The sequence below is a fragment of the Kiloniella sp. genome (assembly GCF_965205715.1).
Classification (GTDB): Bacteria; Pseudomonadota; Alphaproteobacteria; order Kiloniellales; family Kiloniellaceae; genus Kiloniella.
Map to the genome: position 1 here is coordinate 311087 of NZ_CBDBHW010000014.1, position 16791 is coordinate 327877.

Consider the following 16791-nt stretch of genomic DNA (forward strand, 5'->3'; position numbering starts at 1 on the left):
CTGCCTATTGTTACCGTTTTTAGTCTTCTTTTGGAAGTCAGTTAGCTAACGATTAGATCCATTTCATCATTGTCCAGAATAACCCGAAGAGTATCAACTGCTGAGATACCATCGAGAACGGCAACTTGTGTAAAGCTCACCCCATTATCCGTAGATACTTCGAGGGATAAATCTGACCCACTTACCGTTGCTCTGACAAAATCACCAACGACATCTCCGGTTCCATCCGTAAAGGTGATGAGATCACTGATATTGAGAATATCGCCATCGCCATAGTTATAGTCTTCAACAGCATCGATATCAGTGCCGACATTTTGGCCCGTGAAATCAAATGTATCAGCCCCACCATCACCGCGGAAATCATCACTACCGGCGCGACCAATCAGAATATCGTCGCCTGACTTGCCACGCAGATAGTTATCCAGAGAGTCACCACGGATTGTATCAGCGTTATTAGACCCACGGATTGCTTCAATGTTAATCAGAGTATGGGTAAAGGCACTGCCATTCCACGTTCCAGTTGCCGTCCCGGCTTCGAGATCAACATCAACACTGTCAACTGAACTGCGATCATAACGTGCAGTATCAAAGCCTCCTTGACCGTCGATGATATCATCGCCGTTCCGACCAATGAAACGCTCGTCACCTTCACTGCCTGTAAGTCTATCTGCATAATCAGAGCCTCGAACTTCCTCAATCGCAGAGAAAATATCGAATGTTCCAAACCCGTCTTCTGAGGTTTGACCTGAAGTAAAGTCAACGGTCACCCCGACAAGCGCATCGCTATAATCCAGGCGTTCCTGGCCTACACCACCGGTGATCGTGTCGTTACCCGCGCCCAGTCGTATCTGAGTCCAGCTATTGGCATTATTCTGACCGATATAGGTATCATCTCCACCTGTACCAATAACACCCAACCCGCCGTCATCAGAGTTAATATTATCGAGATTAAACAGAGTATCGGCTCCATCAGCACCTTTATCGATAGTAAAGGCTGGTATGGTTGCGTTTACTGAATTCGACAAATTAAAGATAACCGGACCGCCTAGATCACCATAATAAAGTGTGTAGTAACCTTGGCCGGTTTCAAAATCGATGATGTCATTACCCGAACCAGCAATAACGGTATCACCCTCATAGTAATTTGAATTTCCGGTAAAGATGATATCGTTACCGCTGCCACCTTTGAGTTCATCATCCCCTTCGCCACCGCGAAGAGTATCATTGTCACCCTCTCCGTGAAGACGGTCATTACCCGCCCCACCTTCAAGGATATCATCACCATTCTTACCACGTATGTAGTTATTACCATCGCTACCGATTACGGTATCGTTGTTATTACTACCGCGGACATCTTCAATGGAAATCAGAGTATCTGTATCCCCGTGGGTATCTGTTGCTGTGTTCGCAAGAACGCCATCACGGGTAACGGACGATAGGTTTACATAAGCGCCGTTAGCACCAGAGTTACGATCGTAACGAGCCAGATCGACACCATCACCACCGTCCAGGATGTCATTACCCTGCTCACCGGCAAGACGGTCATTGCCTGACATACCTTCCAGGTGATCATTTTCAGTGCCGCCACGAAGTTCGTCACGGGTACCATCAGTTCCGATCAGATGATCATCCCCACCCTGACCAAAGATGTAGTCAAAGAAACCACCATTGCCACGCATCTCGTCGTTGCCAGAGGTACCAATGAGCAACTCGGTATAAGCACCTTGATCAACCCCATTCAAACCAGAAGTCGTATAGAGACGCACAGTCCCTTCGGTTGACCCTGTATACCATTCAGCATTATCGGCCTGAAGGTTAGCTTCTACATAAGCAACACTATCAGAACCATGACGGAAGTTTTCAAGTTTGATATTTCCACCGACATCGTTGAAGTCAAAGTTATCATCTGCGGCAACACCGACATAAAGATGATCATCATCCCAGGTCCAGTTCAGGTCATAGAAACCTGTACCCTGGATTAGAATTGTATCCGCACCAGTATCATCATCGTCTGCTTTGACAGTATCGAAACCATCACCCTGAGCCCAGATATAGGTATCCGCCCCGGCACCACCGATTAGGATATCATCGCCGCCATTACCTGTGAGAATGTCATCTCCGCCATTAGCAGTAATGGTATCGTTCTCAGCCCCACCTACGAGATTGTTCGCGTTTGCATCGCCAACGATGACCTGACCGCCAGTTATTGGAAGGCGCGTGAAGGCATCATAAAGGCCATCATCGAACTGAAGTCGCTCGACATCCTTCAAGCGATCTTCGCCATCTGTACCGTTATTGGCTGTAACAATGACATCGCCATTATCGTCAGTGATCGTGTAGTCCGCAAAATTACCAGTGAAGACAGCCGTATCGGTTCCACCATCCCCTTGCAGAAGGTCATCTCCGAGACCGCCTTCGAGGATATCATCGCCGTCTTTACCGCGAAGATAGTTATCGCCATCGCTACCGATCAAAGTATCGTTGTTGTTACTACCGCGAACATTCTCAATAGAGATCAAGGTATCCGTGTCACCATGGGTATCTGTAGCAGTGTTGGAGGCAACACCATCTCGTGTAGATGAAGACAGATTTACATAAGCCCCGTTACCGCCAGAATTCCGATCATAACGCGCCAGATCGACACCATCACCGCCATCGAGAATATCCGTACCCTGCTCACCGGCAAGACGGTCATTTCCAGACATCCCCTCAAGGTGATCATTATCTGATCCACCGCGAAGTTCATCACGGGTGCCATCACTGCCGATCAGGTGATCATCGCCACCTTGTCCAAAGATATAATCGAAGAAACCACCATTACCACGCATCTCATCGTTACCGGAAGTACCAATAAGCAGTTCTGTATAAGCACCTTGATCAATCCCGATCAGGCCCGAAGTGGTATAGAAACGCACAGCACCGGTTGTGGAGCCAGTGTACCATTCCGTATTGTCAGCCTGCAGATAAGCTTCCAAATAGGCTACACTATCTGAACCATGTCGGAAGTTTTCTATTTTGACACTACCGCCTACATCGTTGAAGTCATAATTCGTATCATTAGATACCCCAACGTAGAGATGATCATCATCCCAAGTCCAGTTTAGATCATAAAACCCTGTACCTTGAATTTGAATTACATCTTCTCCGGCGTCGTCATTATTGGCTTTTATTGTATCAAAACCATCGCCTACGGCCCAAACATAGGTATCTGCCCCAACGCCACCTTCGAGAGTATCGTCACCACCTTGTCCAAAGAAAGTGTCATACCCTGTTCCACCAACAAGGGTGTTTGCATTAGCATCACCAATAAAAAGCTGATCAGCATCGACAGAGATTGGAGCGCGTGTGAAGGCGTCATAATAGCCGTCATCAAAAAGTAAGCGCTCGACGTCTGTTAACTTTGTTGTACTACTGAATATTCCAGCAGGCCCTGTGACCAGGACATCACCATTGTCATCAGCGAATACGTATTCAGCAAAGTTTCCAGCGAAAATTGCCGTATCTCTACCTGTGCCACCATCGATATTGTCATTTCCACCATTACCGGCAAAAGTATCGTGGCCGTCTAGACCGGTTAAATTGTTATCCGAAGAAGAGCCATTTAGAGTATCACTATGGGAAGTACCAATAGCATCTTCAATGTTCCTGATTTGATCAGTACTACCAAAACCGTCGACTGCTGTCCCCAGATGCATATTAACCTGAACACCAAAGACACCACCTTCAGCCTCATCCTGGCTATAATCAACGACGTCGTGGTTGCCGAGACCACCATCAAGGAAGTCGGTGTTACCCAGACCGCGGAGAGTGTCATTTCCAGCATCACCAGTGAGAGAATTTGAATTTTCATCACCTGTAAGTACTTGATCAGCCGCCAGTTTCAAACGAGTGAAAGCGTCGTACAAACCATCATCAAATTGAAGAACCTCTATATCCGTCAGTCTGTCGATGCCATCAGGACCGTCAACAATCACATCACCGTTGTCATCGGTAATCGTGTATTCCGAGAAGAGGCCTGAATAGATCGCGGTATCATTACCGGAGCCACCTTCCAGGCGGTCATCGCCTCCGCGGCCCTCAAATATATCGTCGCCATCATGACCACGCAGACGGTTGGCAACAGAAGATCCTTTTAGAGTATCTCCCTGTGAGGTGCCGCGTGCTTCCTCAATACTTGTGAAGGTATCAAGGTCGTTAAATCCGTCTTTTGCAAAACCGGCTTCAAGATCGACATAAACATTCGCCGTTCCACCCTGGCCTGCATCGCGCCTGTAATCAACTTCATCAAGCCCGGCACCACCATCAAAGCTGTCTGTTCCGTCATGACCACGGAAACGGTCGTTCCCGTCACCGCCAGACATCGTATCATTGCCTGTGCCACCATAGAGACGGTCATCACCACCTCCAGCCGTAATGATGTCATCACCAGCACCACCATTGAGGTAGTCGCGGAAACCACCACCGCCTGTAATGGTATCGTTACCATCAGTACCGAGTACAAGTTCGGTATAGCCACCTTGGTCAATCCCGTTCAATCCGCCGGCTGTATAGACCCGCGCAATACCGCCTGGGTTAACGGACTGATCTGTATAGAAGCCATCGTTATCTGTACCATCAAGGTCAGCTTCGAAATAATCGAGTGCATCCTTACCTGTTACAAAATGATCTTTGAGAGTGATGGTCCCTTCAACAGAAGAGTTATAGGTATCGTCGCTGGCAGACGAAAGAACGAGGTCATTGCCATCACGCCACCAATCGAGATCGTAAGCACCATCCTTAAAGCGAACGGTATCAACGCTGCCATCATCATTGCTGCTGACGACAATATCGTGACCATCCCCAATACCGTGGACATAGGTGTCTGCGCCCGTACCACCGTCGAGAGTATCAACACCGCCATTACCAGTTAGAGTGTCGTCTCCTCCATTACCAGTGATGGTGTCATTACCAGCACTACCAATGAGGTTGTTTGCTGTTTCATCACCTGTGAGGATCTGATCATCTGCTATTGGGGCGCGTGTAACGGCATCATAAAGGCCATCATCAAAGCGAAGGCGTTCGACCCCTTTCAAGCGGTCGGTACCATCAGTGCCGTTATTGGCTGTAACAATAACATCGCCATTATCGTCAGTGATCGTATAGTCGGCAAAATTACCCGTGAAGACAGCCGTATCAGTTCCATCATCCCCTTGCAGAAGGTCATCTCCCAGACCGCCTTCGAGGATATCATCGCCGTCTTTACCGCGAAGATAGTTATCGCCATCGCTACCGATTAAAGTGTCGTTGTTGTTACTACCGCGGATATTCTCAATAGAGATCAAGGTATCCGTATCACCATGTGTATCTGTAGCAGTGTTGGAGGCAACACCATCTCGTGTGGATGAAGACAGATTTACATAAGCCCCGTTAGCACCAGAGTTGCGGTCGTATCGCGCCAGATCGATACCATCACCACCGTCCAGAATATCCGTACCCTGCTCACCAGCAAGACGGTCATTTCCAGACATCCCCTCAAGGTGATAATTATCTGATCCACCGCGAAGTTCATCACGTGTGACATCACTACCGATCAGATGATCATCTCCTCCTTGACCAAAGATATAATCAAAGAAACCACCATTACCTGTCATTACATCGTTGCCGGAGGTACCGATCAAGAGCTCAGTGTAAGCTCCTTGATCAATTCCATTTAGCCCAGAAGTTGTATAGAAACGAACAGGGCCGGCTGTAGAACCTGTGTACCATTCTGTATTGTCAGCTTGGAGATTGGCTTCGATGTATGCAACGGTGTCGGAGCCATGGCGGAAATTATCAATTTTGACGTTACCGCCAACATCGTTGAAATCATAATTTGTATCAAGGGAAACACCAACATAGAGATGATCATCATCCCAGGTCCAGTTTAGATCATAGAAACCAGAACCCTGGATTTGAATGATATCTGCACCCGTATCATCATTGTTGGCTTTGACGGTATCAAAACCGTCACCCACTGCCCAAACATAGGTATCTACGCCAGCACCACCTTCGAGGATATCATCATCCAGACCACCTACTAAGGTGTCATCACCAGCATCACCATATAGAAAATCATGGCACTTCTCCGCTTTGTTGAGTAGATTTAGGATTTCAAATAGAGCATAGATTGATTATCTGGAATGGATGATTGTCTAATTTTGAGTTTGAAGTATTCGGTATCCTTGATGCCTCTGGCTCGCTTACGGATCATTCCTATACTGACATTACCAGCCTCTATCCTGGCGCTTGTGAGCTTGTGTTTGGCGTAGTTGCAGATGCCCACACAATGTTTCCGTAGGGATTTCGCGAACTTTTTTAGATAGAGCATCTGTGACTGATCTGCTATCAGGCACCAACGTTCCAGTTGCTCCGCCATCGCCTCAAATGAAGCGGCACTCCACAGCAGCTGAAGCTGTTCTTTCAAGACGTAAAGTGCATTCAGGTTGCTATTGCTCTCCAGCAACCTTTGCAGCTTGTCACTTTGTTTTTCACTCAACTTATCCGCATTTTTGAGCAACAGATAATGTGTCCCTTTCATCAACTCTTTACCACTTGGATCGGCCTTTCTGAACTCAAGTCGACGCTGATTATGGATAGCTTTGCTGTAGTTTTTCATGACGTGGAAACGGTCAAATACTATGTCGGCCAACGGCAAGGACTCTCTGACAGCCTTTTGGTAGGCAGGCCCCATATCCATCGCTACGGCCTTTATTTTGCAGGCTGTATCTGGTTGCAGTTGTTTCAAAAACCTTGAAAAAACCTCGGCAGTTCGGCCTGCTTCAACCCAGATCAGATGACCGCCAACCATATCGTAGACCACCGTCATGTAGTCATGACCTTTCGCCCGGGCAACTTCATCTACACCAATATATTCCAAGCCAGTTAGCTCTGCAGGATCAAGCGTAGGGAGAGTTTCAATAAGGTATGCCCTGTCGATATTCTTGACCGTTTCCCATCGTATATCCAAATGTCTGGAAACCGCTTGAATAGACATATGCCGACATAATCCACTGATCAGTCGGCAAAATCGGTGAGTGAAACGGCACCCTTTATCAACAAAATCACACCCCTCAATGCGGCGTTCGCCCTTGTTAATATAAACCTGCGCCAGCTCAATCTCGACCACACAAGGATACCCAAAAAGGGGGATGTCGTTTACTTGTCGGCGGACATGCTGGTTGATGCTTCCCTTCTGGCCTGTAGCAGGGTCTATAGCCCTCCTACGCGCGTCTCGGCTGCAGTGAATGACAATCTTAACACCGCCGTCATCCAGTTTAATTTCATTTACACGTTGCCCTTTGAGGCCTAAAATATGCTGCGAGATGTTGATTGTCATATACCTGCTCTATGTAAAGTTATCAGAAACCATACATATCAACAGGTTACTTGGCGGTCGGCATCTTTTTCTACTCAACAAAGCGGAGAAGAGCCACAAGGGCACTTCTCCGCTTTGTTGAGTAGATTTAGGATTTCAAATAGAGCATAGATTGATTATCTGGAATGGATGATTGTCTAATTTTGAGTTTGAAGTATTCGGTATCCTTGATGCCTCTGGCTCGCTTACGGATCATTCCTATACTGACATTACCAGCCTCTATCCTGGCGCTTGTGAGCTTGTGTTTGGCGTAGTTGCAGATGCCCACACAATGTTTCCGTAGGGATTTCGCGAACTTTTTTAGATAGAGCATCTGTGACTGATCTGCTATCAGGCACCAACGTTCCAGTTGCTCCGCCATCGCCTCAAATGAAGCGGCACTCCACAGCAGCTGAAGCTGTTCTTTCAAGACGTAAAGTGCATTCAGGTTGCTATTGCTCTCCAGCAACCTTTGCAGCTTGTCACTTTGTTTTTCACTCAACTTATCCGCATTTTTGAGCAACAGATAATGTGTCCCTTTCATCAACTCTTTACCACTTGGATCGGCCTTTCTGAACTCAAGTCGACGCTGATTATGGATAGTTTTGCTGTAGTTTTTCATGACGTGGAAACGGTCAAATACTATGTCGGCCAACGGCAAGGACTCTCTGACAGCCTTTTGGTAGGCAGGCCCCATATCCATCGCTACGGCCTTTATTTTGCAGGCTGTATCTGGTTGCAGTTGTTTCAAAAACCTTGAAAAAACCTCGGCAGTTCGGCCTGCTTCAACCCAGATCAGATGACCGCCAACCATATCGTAGACCACCGTCATGTAGTCATGACCTTTCGCCCGGGCAACTTCATCTACACCAATATATTCCAAGCCAGTTAGCTCTGCAGGATCAAGCGTAGGGAGAGTTTCAATAAGGTATGCCCTGTCGATATTCTTGACCGTTTCCCATCGTATATCCAAATGTCTGGAAACCGCTTGAATAGACATATGCCGACATAATCCACTGATCAGTCGGCAAAATCGGTGAGTGAAACGGCACCCTTTATCAACAAAATCACACCCCTCAATGCGGCGTTCGCCCTTGTTAATATAAACCTGCGCCAGCTCAATCTCGACCACACAAGGATACCCAAAAAGGGGGATGTCGTTTACTTGTCGGCGGACATGCTGGTTGATGCTTCCCTTCTGGCCTGTAGCAGGGTCTATAGCCCTCCTACGCGCGTCTCGGCTGCAGTGAATGACAATCTTAACACCGCCGTCATCCAGTTTAATTTCATTTACACGTTGCCCTTTGAGGCCTAAAATATGCTGCGAGATGTTGATTGTCATATACCTGCTCTATGTAAAGTTATCAGAAACCATACATATCAACAGGTTACTTGGCGGTCGGCATCTTTTTCTACTCAACAAAGCGGAGAAGAGCCACACACGTTCTCCCTGGCGAAACCACAGTTCTGCGTTGGAAAGCGACCAAACCTGGGACATTTGTTTATCACTGTGCACCAGGCGGTTCCATGATCCCTTACCACGTCATCAAGGGGATGAATGGTGCAGTGGTTGTCCTGCCTCGCGATGGTATCACCGATGGCAGAGGTAACGCTCTTTCATACGACAAAATGTATTACATCGGCGAGCAAGACTTCTATGTGCCAAAGGACAAAGAAGGCAACTACATTAAATATGAAGATGCCGGCGAAGATTTTGACGATGTGATGGAAGTTGCTCGTAAACTTATACCAACACACGAAGTCTTTAACGGTAAAGTTGGTGCATTAACTGGTGAAGGTGCCCTTAAATCCAAAGTCGGAGAAACAGTTCTGTTTGTGCACTCTCAGGCCAATAGAGACTGTCGCCCACACTTGATTGGTGGACACTGGAATTACTCTTGGGAGTTTGGATCATTTGATGACATTCCAGGTCGAGGACACGAGACTTCTCTTGTCCGTGGTGGTTCAGCTGGCGCATTCCTCTATACCTTCAAGCAACCTGGTGTTTATGCCTATGTAAACCACAATCTTATCGAAGCCACAGAACTAGGTGCCGTAGCACACGTTATTGTCGACGGTGAATGGAATGATGATTTGATGAAGCAGATTAAAAAAGGTGATGTTTCCTAAAACATCTCCTTAAAGAACTCGTTGAATGGTTTGGCTCTAATTTTGTGACGTAGACAGGATGTCAAAATGATAAATTTATCATTTATAGCTTTAACTGGAATAGTACTGGGAGCGGGTGCAGTCGTTGTATCCCAAAATGCTGAAAAAACAGCGCGTATAAATGCTGTCTTATCTGAAAGCCCTCAGTTTCATCCCAAACTTGTCAGTATTGAGTTAGAGCCAACCAATTCTCAACAAAGCAATGAAACCAAGACCATTTATGTCGCCTATTCAGAAGTTACGATAGGCCAATGGCAAAGTTGTTACGAAGATGGCGGCTGTGATCACAACCCAAAAATGCGGTCAAACGAGACAATACATCACCCGGTAACAAAAGTTAGTTACTTTGATGTTGAACAATTTTTAACCTGGATATCAGCAAAAACGGGGCAGGATTTTAGGCTCCCCCTGGAATCTGAGTGGAACTACTTTTCCAGTGATGTCATAAGCCCGCCCAAAAAACTATTCGATGACCCAAGATTGGCCTGGGCAGCTGAATATGTAACCTTTTTAGAACGCCCAAGCACGAGCAAAACCAAACCAATTGGTGGCTATGGTATTAATAAACACGGTTTGGTAGATCTAAAGGGTAATGTTTGGGAGTGGACACAAACTTGCTGGAACTCTGATTACAGTACCTTAGAAACTTCTGAAGAAAGAATTACAGCCTGCGGAGGCGTACGTATAATGCAGGGTGAACATCGGTCTTACCAGTCAGAACTCATCCGGGATGCAAAAATTGGCGGATGTTCAGTTGGATCCCCCCCCAATAATCTTGGATTTCGGATTGTTACCGATGAGATCACTTAATTAAGTTCGACAACGAACTTAATTTTTCTCTAACAGGAGAATGACATGGTCGTTTTGGTTACTTTCAACAAAGTAGGACCAGTCTCGCTCCTTAAGAAGCTCCTGTAATCTTTTTGGAAAGCTTTTCATTTTCACCCGAAACCTTTCCTCTTCTAATGAACGATCGATAAATCGAAGAACTTCAAGAAAGTTATCCGGGAATTCATACCCCATCACATCCATATTTAGCATTTCGCCATCGAAATTGAACTTTGGCTTATTCGGGCTAATCACCTGCTCGGGTAATGGTTTCGATTTATCATCGCGAATAATGAAAATTATCCATCCTTCCTTTGATTTTTCCCGAATGATCTTACACCCAAGTTTCTTTAAGTTAAGGCGTAGAGGAATGGGGTCAAAATTTGATGTCAATTTTACTTCTGAATAAGAATTTTCACTAAATAAGGCGTCAATTACAGCATCAACCGGGACTTCTCCTCTAGAAAGGAGAGTTTCGACACTCAACTCACAACAGCCACGTTTTTTTTCAGATGAAATTTTGTGTGATGGCATTTGCCGTTCCATATTTAAAAATTCAACATCTATAATATTTTTAAGACCAGCATTTTACGTCGCAAACGAACTACCTAGGCAGACATCAACAACTTGTCTTGATCAAAGACATAACCAAAACCTGCACAGTAACGCCTTAATTTACCGGGATCCTCAATGATAACTTCCTGTCCCTCGCAAATAATCCCCGCATCATCGAGACGCCGAAGAACGCGGGAAAAACTGGCAGGATCAATACCAATGTTACTAGCTATTGTTTGTTTACATCGGGGCAGGTTTCCGTGTCCCTTCCATTCCTGGCTCTCAAATAAGGCGAGTAATTTTGATGCAACCCGTTGGCAGGGTGACAGGCTTTTTAAAATTTTTATTTCACTAACGAGAAACTGTTGCCTTTGAATAAGTGCGCTTAAAAGGTGTAAAGAAGCTTCAGGATCACTTGAAATTTTTTTCTCAAATATAGATTTTGAGGCTCTTCTCCGCTTTGTTGAGTAGAAAAAGATGCCGACCGCCAAGTAACCTGTTGATATGTATGGTTTCTGATAACTTTACATAGAGCAGGTATATGACAATCAACATCTCGCAGCATATTTTAGGCCTCAAAGGGCAACGTGTAAATGAAATTAAACTGGATGACGGCGGTGTTAAGATTGTCATTCACTGCAGCCGAGACGCGCGTAGGAGGGCTATAGACCCTGCTACAGGCCAGAAGGGAAGCATCAACCAGCATGTCCGCCGACAAGTAAACGACATCCCCCTTTTTGGGTATCCTTGTGTGGTCGAGATTGAGCTGGCGCAGGTTTATATTAACAAGGGCGAACGCCGCATTGAGGGGTGTGATTTTGTTGATAAAGGGTGCCGTTTCACTCACCGATTTTGCCGACTGATCAGTGGATTATGTCGGCATATGTCTATTCAAGCGGTTTCCAGACATTTGGATATACGATGGGAAACGGTCAAGAATATCGACAGGGCATACCTTATTGAAACTCTCCCTACGCTTGATCCTGCAGAGCTAACTGGCTTGGAATATATTGGTGTAGATGAAGTTGCCCGGGCGAAAGGTCATGACTACATGACGGTGGTCTACGATATGGTTGGCGGTCATCTGATCTGGGTTGAAGCAGGCCGAACTGCCGAGGTTTTTTCAAGGTTTTTGAAACAACTGCAACCAGATACAGCCTGCAAAATAAAGGCCGTAGCGATGGATATGGGGCCTGCCTACCAAAAGGCTGTCAGAGAGTCCTTGCCGTTGGCCGACATAGTATTTGACCGTTTCCACGTCATGAAAAACTACAGCAAAGCTATCCATAATCAGCGTCGACTTGAGTTCAGAAAGGCCGATCCAAGTGGTAAAGAGTTGATGAAAGGGACGCATTATCTGTTGCTCAAAAATGCGGATAAGTTGAGTGAAAAACAAAGTGACAAGCTGCAAAGGTTGCTGGAGAGCAATAGCAACCTGAATGCACTTTACGTCTTGAAAGAACAGCTTCAGCTGCTGTGGAGTGCCGCTTCATTTGAGGCGATGGCGGAGCAACTGGAACGTTGGTGCCTGATAGCAGATCAGTCACAGATGCTCTATCTAAAAAAGTTCGCGAAATCCCTACGGAAACATTGTGTGGGCATCTGCAACTACGCCAAACACAAGCTCACAAGCGCCAGGATAGAGGCTGGTAATGTCAGTATAGGAATGATCCGTAAGCGAGCCAGAGGCATCAAGGATACCGAATACTTCAAACTCAAAATTAGACAATCATCCATTCCAGATAATCAATCTATGCTCTATTTGAAATCCTAAATCTACTCAACAAAGCGGAGAAGTGCCGAAAAAATGAATTCACGTAAGGGTGAATTGTTAGTGCAAAATATAGTTGGAAAAAACAATCAATTTCAAACAATATTTAATCTAATTACATTAAGGGGTGGTTTCATTTGTAGATAGAGCTGGTATATTTTGTATCGTGTCCGTTTTCCACAACTAAAATACATCAGCCACCTTGTTTAAGGGGAAATTAAACGTATTTCCTTATAGACAACAACAAAGGGTCGAAGTTTGTTGTTGTCTATAAGGTCATGACCCCAAACAGAATTTGAGTTAAAAAATGCTACAAGTAAAAACAAATATGTTTTGTAAAGTTTTACTCGTCATTGTAGCTCTATTTTTGGCTCTTCTCCGCTTTGTTGAGTAGAAAAAGATGCCGACCGCCAAGTAACCTGTTGATATGTATGGTTTCTGATAACTTTACATAGAGCAGGTATATGACAATCAACATCTCGCAGCATATTTTAGGCCTCAAAGGGCAACGTGTAAATGAAATTAAACTGGATGACGGCGGTGTTAAGATTGTCATTCACTGCAGCCGAGACGCGCGTAGGAGGGCTATAGACCCTGCTACAGGCCAGAAGGGAAGCATCAACCAGCATGTCCGCCGACAAGTAAACGACATCCCCCTTTTTGGGTATCCTTGTGTGGTCGAGATTGAGCTGGCGCAGGTTTATATTAACAAGGGCGAACGCCGCATTGAGGGGTGTGATTTTGTTGATAAAGGGTGCCGTTTCACTCACCGATTTTGCCGACTGATCAGTGGATTATGTCGGCATATGTCTATTCAAGCGGTTTCCAGACATTTGGATATACGATGGGAAACGGTCAAGAATATCGACAGGGCATACCTTATTGAAACTCTCCCTACGCTTGATCCTGCAGAGCTAACTGGCTTGGAATATATTGGTGTAGATGAAGTTGCCCGGGCGAAAGGTCATGACTACATGACGGTGGTCTACGATATGGTTGGCGGTCATCTGATCTGGGTTGAAGCAGGCCGAACTGCCGAGGTTTTTTCAAGGTTTTTGAAACAACTGCAACCAGATACAGCCTGCAAAATAAAGGCCGTAGCGATGGATATGGGGCCTGCCTACCAAAAGGCTGTCAGAGAGTCCTTGCCGTTGGCCGACATAGTATTTGACCGTTTCCACGTCATGAAAAACTACAGCAAAGCTATCCATAATCAGCGTCGACTTGAGTTCAGAAAGGCCGATCCAAGTGGTAAAGAGTTGATGAAAGGGACGCATTATCTGTTGCTCAAAAATGCGGATAAGTTGAGTGAAAAACAAAGTGACAAGCTGCAAAGGTTGCTGGAGAGCAATAGCAACCTGAATGCACTTTACGTCTTGAAAGAACAGCTTCAGCTGCTGTGGAGTGCCGCTTCATTTGAGGCGATGGCGGAGCAACTGGAACGTTGGTGCCTGATAGCAGATCAGTCACAGATGCTCTATCTAAAAAAGTTCGCGAAATCCCTACGGAAACATTGTGTGGGCATCTGCAACTACGCCAAACACAAGCTCACAAGCGCCAGGATAGAGGCTGGTAATGTCAGTATAGGAATGATCCGTAAGCGAGCCAGAGGCATCAAGGATACCGAATACTTCAAACTCAAAATTAGACAATCATCCATTCCAGATAATCAATCTATGCTCTATTTGAAATCCTAAATCTACTCAACAAAGCGGAGAAGAGCCCTATTTTTATCGTGAGCGTGACGTTAACCGCACCTATTTTTGCATGATGTAAGGTGTTACGTTGTTTCTGTTGACGTTCCAGGGCAGCAGAGCTTCAAAGTCTTCGACGGTTTTTGCTTTAGGTAATTGGGTAAAAATGTGTCGAAGATATGAATATGGCTCGATCCCGTTAGCCTTGGCGGTCTCGACGATAGAGTAAAGATTTGCACTGGCCTTGGCACCATTTTGGGATTTTGAGAACAGCCAATTTTTCCTTCCTATTACAAACGGCTTAATTACGCGCTCCATTTCATTGTTATCAATTGGCAAGCGGCCATCATCAAGGTAGCGAATGAGCCGAGGCCACTGCTTATCAATGTAGTGCAAAGCCTTGCCAAGTAACGATGTCGGCGGCACCGACGATTTGACCTTGGTAATCCACTCTCTCAAGTCTTTAAGGATTGGTTTGGCCTTTTCCTTGCGTAATAGCCGACGTTCGTTATCGCTCATGTTTTTTGCGAGCTTTTCAATGCGGTACAAAGCTCTGATGGCCTCCATGGCATGATCGGCAAGGCCGGGTTTTCGCCTTTTGGACTTCTTCCGTGCCTTGATGACATCATTGAACTTACGCCGGGCGTGAGCCATGCATCCGACGCCGATGATTGTGCTGTCGGATGTCACATTCAGATAGACCTGATATCCATCACTAACAAGATACCCAGTGTAACCTTCCAACAATCGCCTTGCCACATCCTCCGCCCTGGAGGGATCGTAGTGGAACAGGATCACTGGCTGGTCCGGAGGGCCTCCTTTTTGCCCCCACATGTAGGATTTGCTTTGAGGTTTTTTCCCAGGTTCTTTCAAGACCTGAACGCCAGTCTCATCCATGGCAATGATATCGTAGTTTAGGAGATGGTCGGTAAACAGATTAATCAGGGGCTGAACAAGATCACCACATTTGATCACCCACCGCGAGAGTAATGTACGGTTAAACTCCACACCGGAGCGGTTCAGAACAGGTACCATACGATAGAGAGGCAGGCCATCCACATACTTTCCCGTTACCACATAAGCAAGAAGTCCAGCAGAAGCGATGCTTTTGGGGATGGGCTGTGGTGGCAAGGGCGCGATTGTTACGCCTTCTTCGCATGATTTACAGGCGTATTTGAAACGCACATGCTGAAGAACCTGCATTTTAGCCGGAATTATATCCAATTGTTCGGTGACTTCTTCCCCAATTCTGGCCATAAGACCACATCCGCAAGCGCAAATCTTTTCTTCTTCGGGGATATCGTGTTCAATCCGCACACGGGGCAAGTCTTTTGACAAAGAGCGGCGTCCACCCCTTTTACGGGTATGAGCTGGAACTTTGATCTCTTTATCATCGTCTTCTGCCCCTGTGTCGTCCTCAGCCGCTTCCTCTGCTTCATCAAACAAGAGACCTTGCTCTTGCGGGGATGTCTTCTCACTGGAAGCGGCAAACTGCTGATGACGCAATAATCTGTTTTGCTCTTCAAGAATATCAATACGCGCATGAAGACCACCTATTAAAATACGTGATTCTTCAAGGCTTTCAGGGAAAGAAATGGGCGCTTTTGACATAGCCGAAGTATACCAAATTTATACTCTTCAAAACAGTATAAAGTGCTGTAAATATTTAATATATCTCCGAATAATTTACAGGCTTATGCTCTTTCACATGACGGAGGTCAACACCATCCAGCAACCAGTTCAATTGGCGACCACTGAGCTCTATACGGGCTCCTTTGCTCAAGTGTCGTGGCCAATGAAACCGATCTTTTTCAAGGCTCTTTTGCCACAAACAAAATCCGTTTTTCTCCCAGTAAAGTAACTTGACCTTGTTGCTTAGACGATTAGAAAAAACAAAGAGGTAGCCAGAGAATGGATCAAGGCTGAGGATGTCGTCAACAAGCATCGACAAACCATTTATGCCGCGACGAAAATCAACGGGATTTGCGCAAAGATAAATGACGGGCAAAGCATCTGAAGGCCGCCGCATCACAGACCTTCAAGTGCATCTACAATAGATGTTAAATCCGATGTTCTCCCCGAAACAGGCCATTTGACTTCTAGCCCGTTACGAAGGCAAACCTGACAATACAATAAGCCTGGGCCATCAGCTGAACCATTTACAATCTTGTGTAAATTTTCATCTCGACTAGAAACAACAAAAAGACCCCGCTTAACAAGCTCCCCCTTTTGATGATAAAAATCCTTCAGGTCAAGATCGTGTGCCTCGGCATAAGCTTTCATGCCCACCCCGTTTAACTCACACGAACGCGCATGCTCAAGCCAATGGAATTCTGTTCGCGATAAATCGTTCTCAATTGCTGACATTAAACGCTCCATTCAAAAGAAAAATGAAGCATAAC

Annotated in this window: 14 protein-coding genes and 1 pseudogene; 5 read left to right on the forward strand and 10 right to left on the reverse strand. The window is 45.9% G+C overall.

Annotated features, from left to right (window positions below; translation table 11 throughout):
- Positions 1 to 41: 41 nt before the first annotated feature.
- From ACOGW3_RS18490 to ACOGW3_RS18500, 3 genes and pseudogenes are all read right to left on the reverse strand, one after another.
- Positions 42 to 5993, reverse strand: coding sequence for a type I secretion C-terminal target domain-containing protein (locus ACOGW3_RS18490; protein ID WP_419904319.1), 5952 nt, complete (start codon positions 5991 to 5993; stop codon positions 42 to 44).
- Positions 5994 to 6017: 24 nt separating this feature from the next.
- A pseudogene (locus tag ACOGW3_RS18495) lies at positions 6018 to 6146 on the reverse strand (hypothetical protein); the annotation flags it as partial.
- Positions 6122 to 7354: an ISL3 family transposase gene (locus tag ACOGW3_RS18500; protein WP_419901077.1), complete on the reverse strand. Its 1233-nt coding sequence runs from the start codon at positions 7352 to 7354 to the stop codon at positions 6122 to 6124. The gene ACOGW3_RS18500 and the pseudogene ACOGW3_RS18495, both read right to left, overlap by 25 nt.
- On the opposite strand from ACOGW3_RS18500, the gene ACOGW3_RS18505 reads away from it, so the two are divergent.
- A complete protein-coding gene (locus ACOGW3_RS18505) occupies positions 7341 to 7475 on the forward strand; it encodes a hypothetical protein (RefSeq protein ID WP_419904320.1) in 135 nt (44 codons plus the stop codon). The two genes, ACOGW3_RS18500 and ACOGW3_RS18505, sit on opposite strands and share 14 nt — an antisense overlap.
- Positions 7476 to 7481: 6 nt before the next feature.
- Here the strand turns inward: ACOGW3_RS18505 and ACOGW3_RS18510 are convergent, their stop codons facing one another.
- Positions 7482 to 8714 (reverse strand): ISL3 family transposase, encoded by a 1233-nt coding sequence (locus tag ACOGW3_RS18510; protein WP_419904321.1) that lies wholly within the window; start codon positions 8712 to 8714, stop codon positions 7482 to 7484.
- A 50-nt stretch (positions 8715 to 8764) separates the two neighbouring features.
- Here ACOGW3_RS18510 and nirK point away from each other — a divergent pair, with 50 nt between their 5' ends.
- Both nirK and ACOGW3_RS18520 read left to right on the forward strand, forming a co-directional pair.
- Entirely contained in the window at positions 8765 to 9502 is a 738-nt protein-coding gene (gene nirK / locus ACOGW3_RS18515; RefSeq protein ID WP_419904322.1) for a copper-containing nitrite reductase, read from the forward strand.
- Between the two features lie 66 nt (positions 9503 to 9568).
- Positions 9569 to 10351: a formylglycine-generating enzyme family protein gene (locus ACOGW3_RS18520; RefSeq protein ID WP_419904323.1), complete on the forward strand. Its 783-nt coding sequence runs from the start codon at positions 9569 to 9571 to the stop codon at positions 10349 to 10351.
- 18 nt (positions 10352 to 10369) lie between these two features.
- Here the strand turns inward: ACOGW3_RS18520 and ACOGW3_RS18525 are convergent, their stop codons facing one another.
- From ACOGW3_RS18525 to ACOGW3_RS18535, 3 genes are all read right to left on the reverse strand, one after another.
- Positions 10370 to 10903, reverse strand: a complete 534-nt coding sequence (locus ACOGW3_RS18525) for a hypothetical protein (protein WP_419904324.1) — start codon at positions 10901 to 10903, stop codon at positions 10370 to 10372.
- Between the two features lie 74 nt (positions 10904 to 10977).
- Complete coding sequence (locus ACOGW3_RS18530; RefSeq protein ID WP_419905955.1) at positions 10978 to 11403, reverse strand: Crp/Fnr family transcriptional regulator; 426 nt, start codon at positions 11401 to 11403, stop codon at positions 10978 to 10980.
- Positions 11354 to 11479, reverse strand: a complete 126-nt coding sequence (locus ACOGW3_RS18535; RefSeq protein WP_419904325.1) for a hypothetical protein — start codon at positions 11477 to 11479, stop codon at positions 11354 to 11356. The genes ACOGW3_RS18530 and ACOGW3_RS18535 overlap by 50 nt, the downstream gene beginning before the upstream one ends.
- On the opposite strand from ACOGW3_RS18535, the gene ACOGW3_RS18540 reads away from it, so the two are divergent.
- Both ACOGW3_RS18540 and ACOGW3_RS18545 read left to right on the forward strand, forming a co-directional pair.
- Positions 11466 to 12698 carry an ISL3 family transposase gene (locus tag ACOGW3_RS18540; RefSeq protein ID WP_419901077.1) on the forward strand — a complete coding sequence of 411 codons (1233 nt, stop codon included), beginning with the start codon at positions 11466 to 11468 and terminating at the stop codon, positions 12696 to 12698. The two genes, ACOGW3_RS18535 and ACOGW3_RS18540, sit on opposite strands and share 14 nt — an antisense overlap.
- Positions 12699 to 13159: 461 nt before the next feature.
- On the forward strand, positions 13160 to 14392 hold the full coding sequence (locus ACOGW3_RS18545) for an ISL3 family transposase (RefSeq protein WP_419901077.1): 1233 nt from the start codon (positions 13160 to 13162) through the stop codon (positions 14390 to 14392).
- Positions 14393 to 14452: 60 nt separating this feature from the next.
- On the opposite strand, the gene tnpC is transcribed toward ACOGW3_RS18545, so the two are convergent.
- The 3 genes from tnpC to ACOGW3_RS18560 are packed head-to-tail and all read right to left on the reverse strand — an operon-like array spanning position 14453 to position 16756.
- Positions 14453 to 16000 (reverse strand): IS66 family transposase, encoded by a 1548-nt coding sequence (tnpC, locus tag ACOGW3_RS18550; RefSeq protein ID WP_419901110.1) that lies wholly within the window; start codon positions 15998 to 16000, stop codon positions 14453 to 14455.
- A 55-nt stretch (positions 16001 to 16055) separates the two neighbouring features.
- Positions 16056 to 16418 carry an IS66 family insertion sequence element accessory protein TnpB gene (tnpB, locus tag ACOGW3_RS18555; RefSeq protein WP_419901111.1) on the reverse strand — a complete coding sequence of 121 codons (363 nt, stop codon included), beginning with the start codon at positions 16416 to 16418 and terminating at the stop codon, positions 16056 to 16058.
- Positions 16418 to 16756: a hypothetical protein gene (locus ACOGW3_RS18560; protein WP_419901112.1), complete on the reverse strand. Its 339-nt coding sequence runs from the start codon at positions 16754 to 16756 to the stop codon at positions 16418 to 16420. Before ACOGW3_RS18560 ends, tnpB begins: the two co-directional genes overlap by 1 nt.
- Positions 16757 to 16791 lie beyond the last annotated feature (35 nt).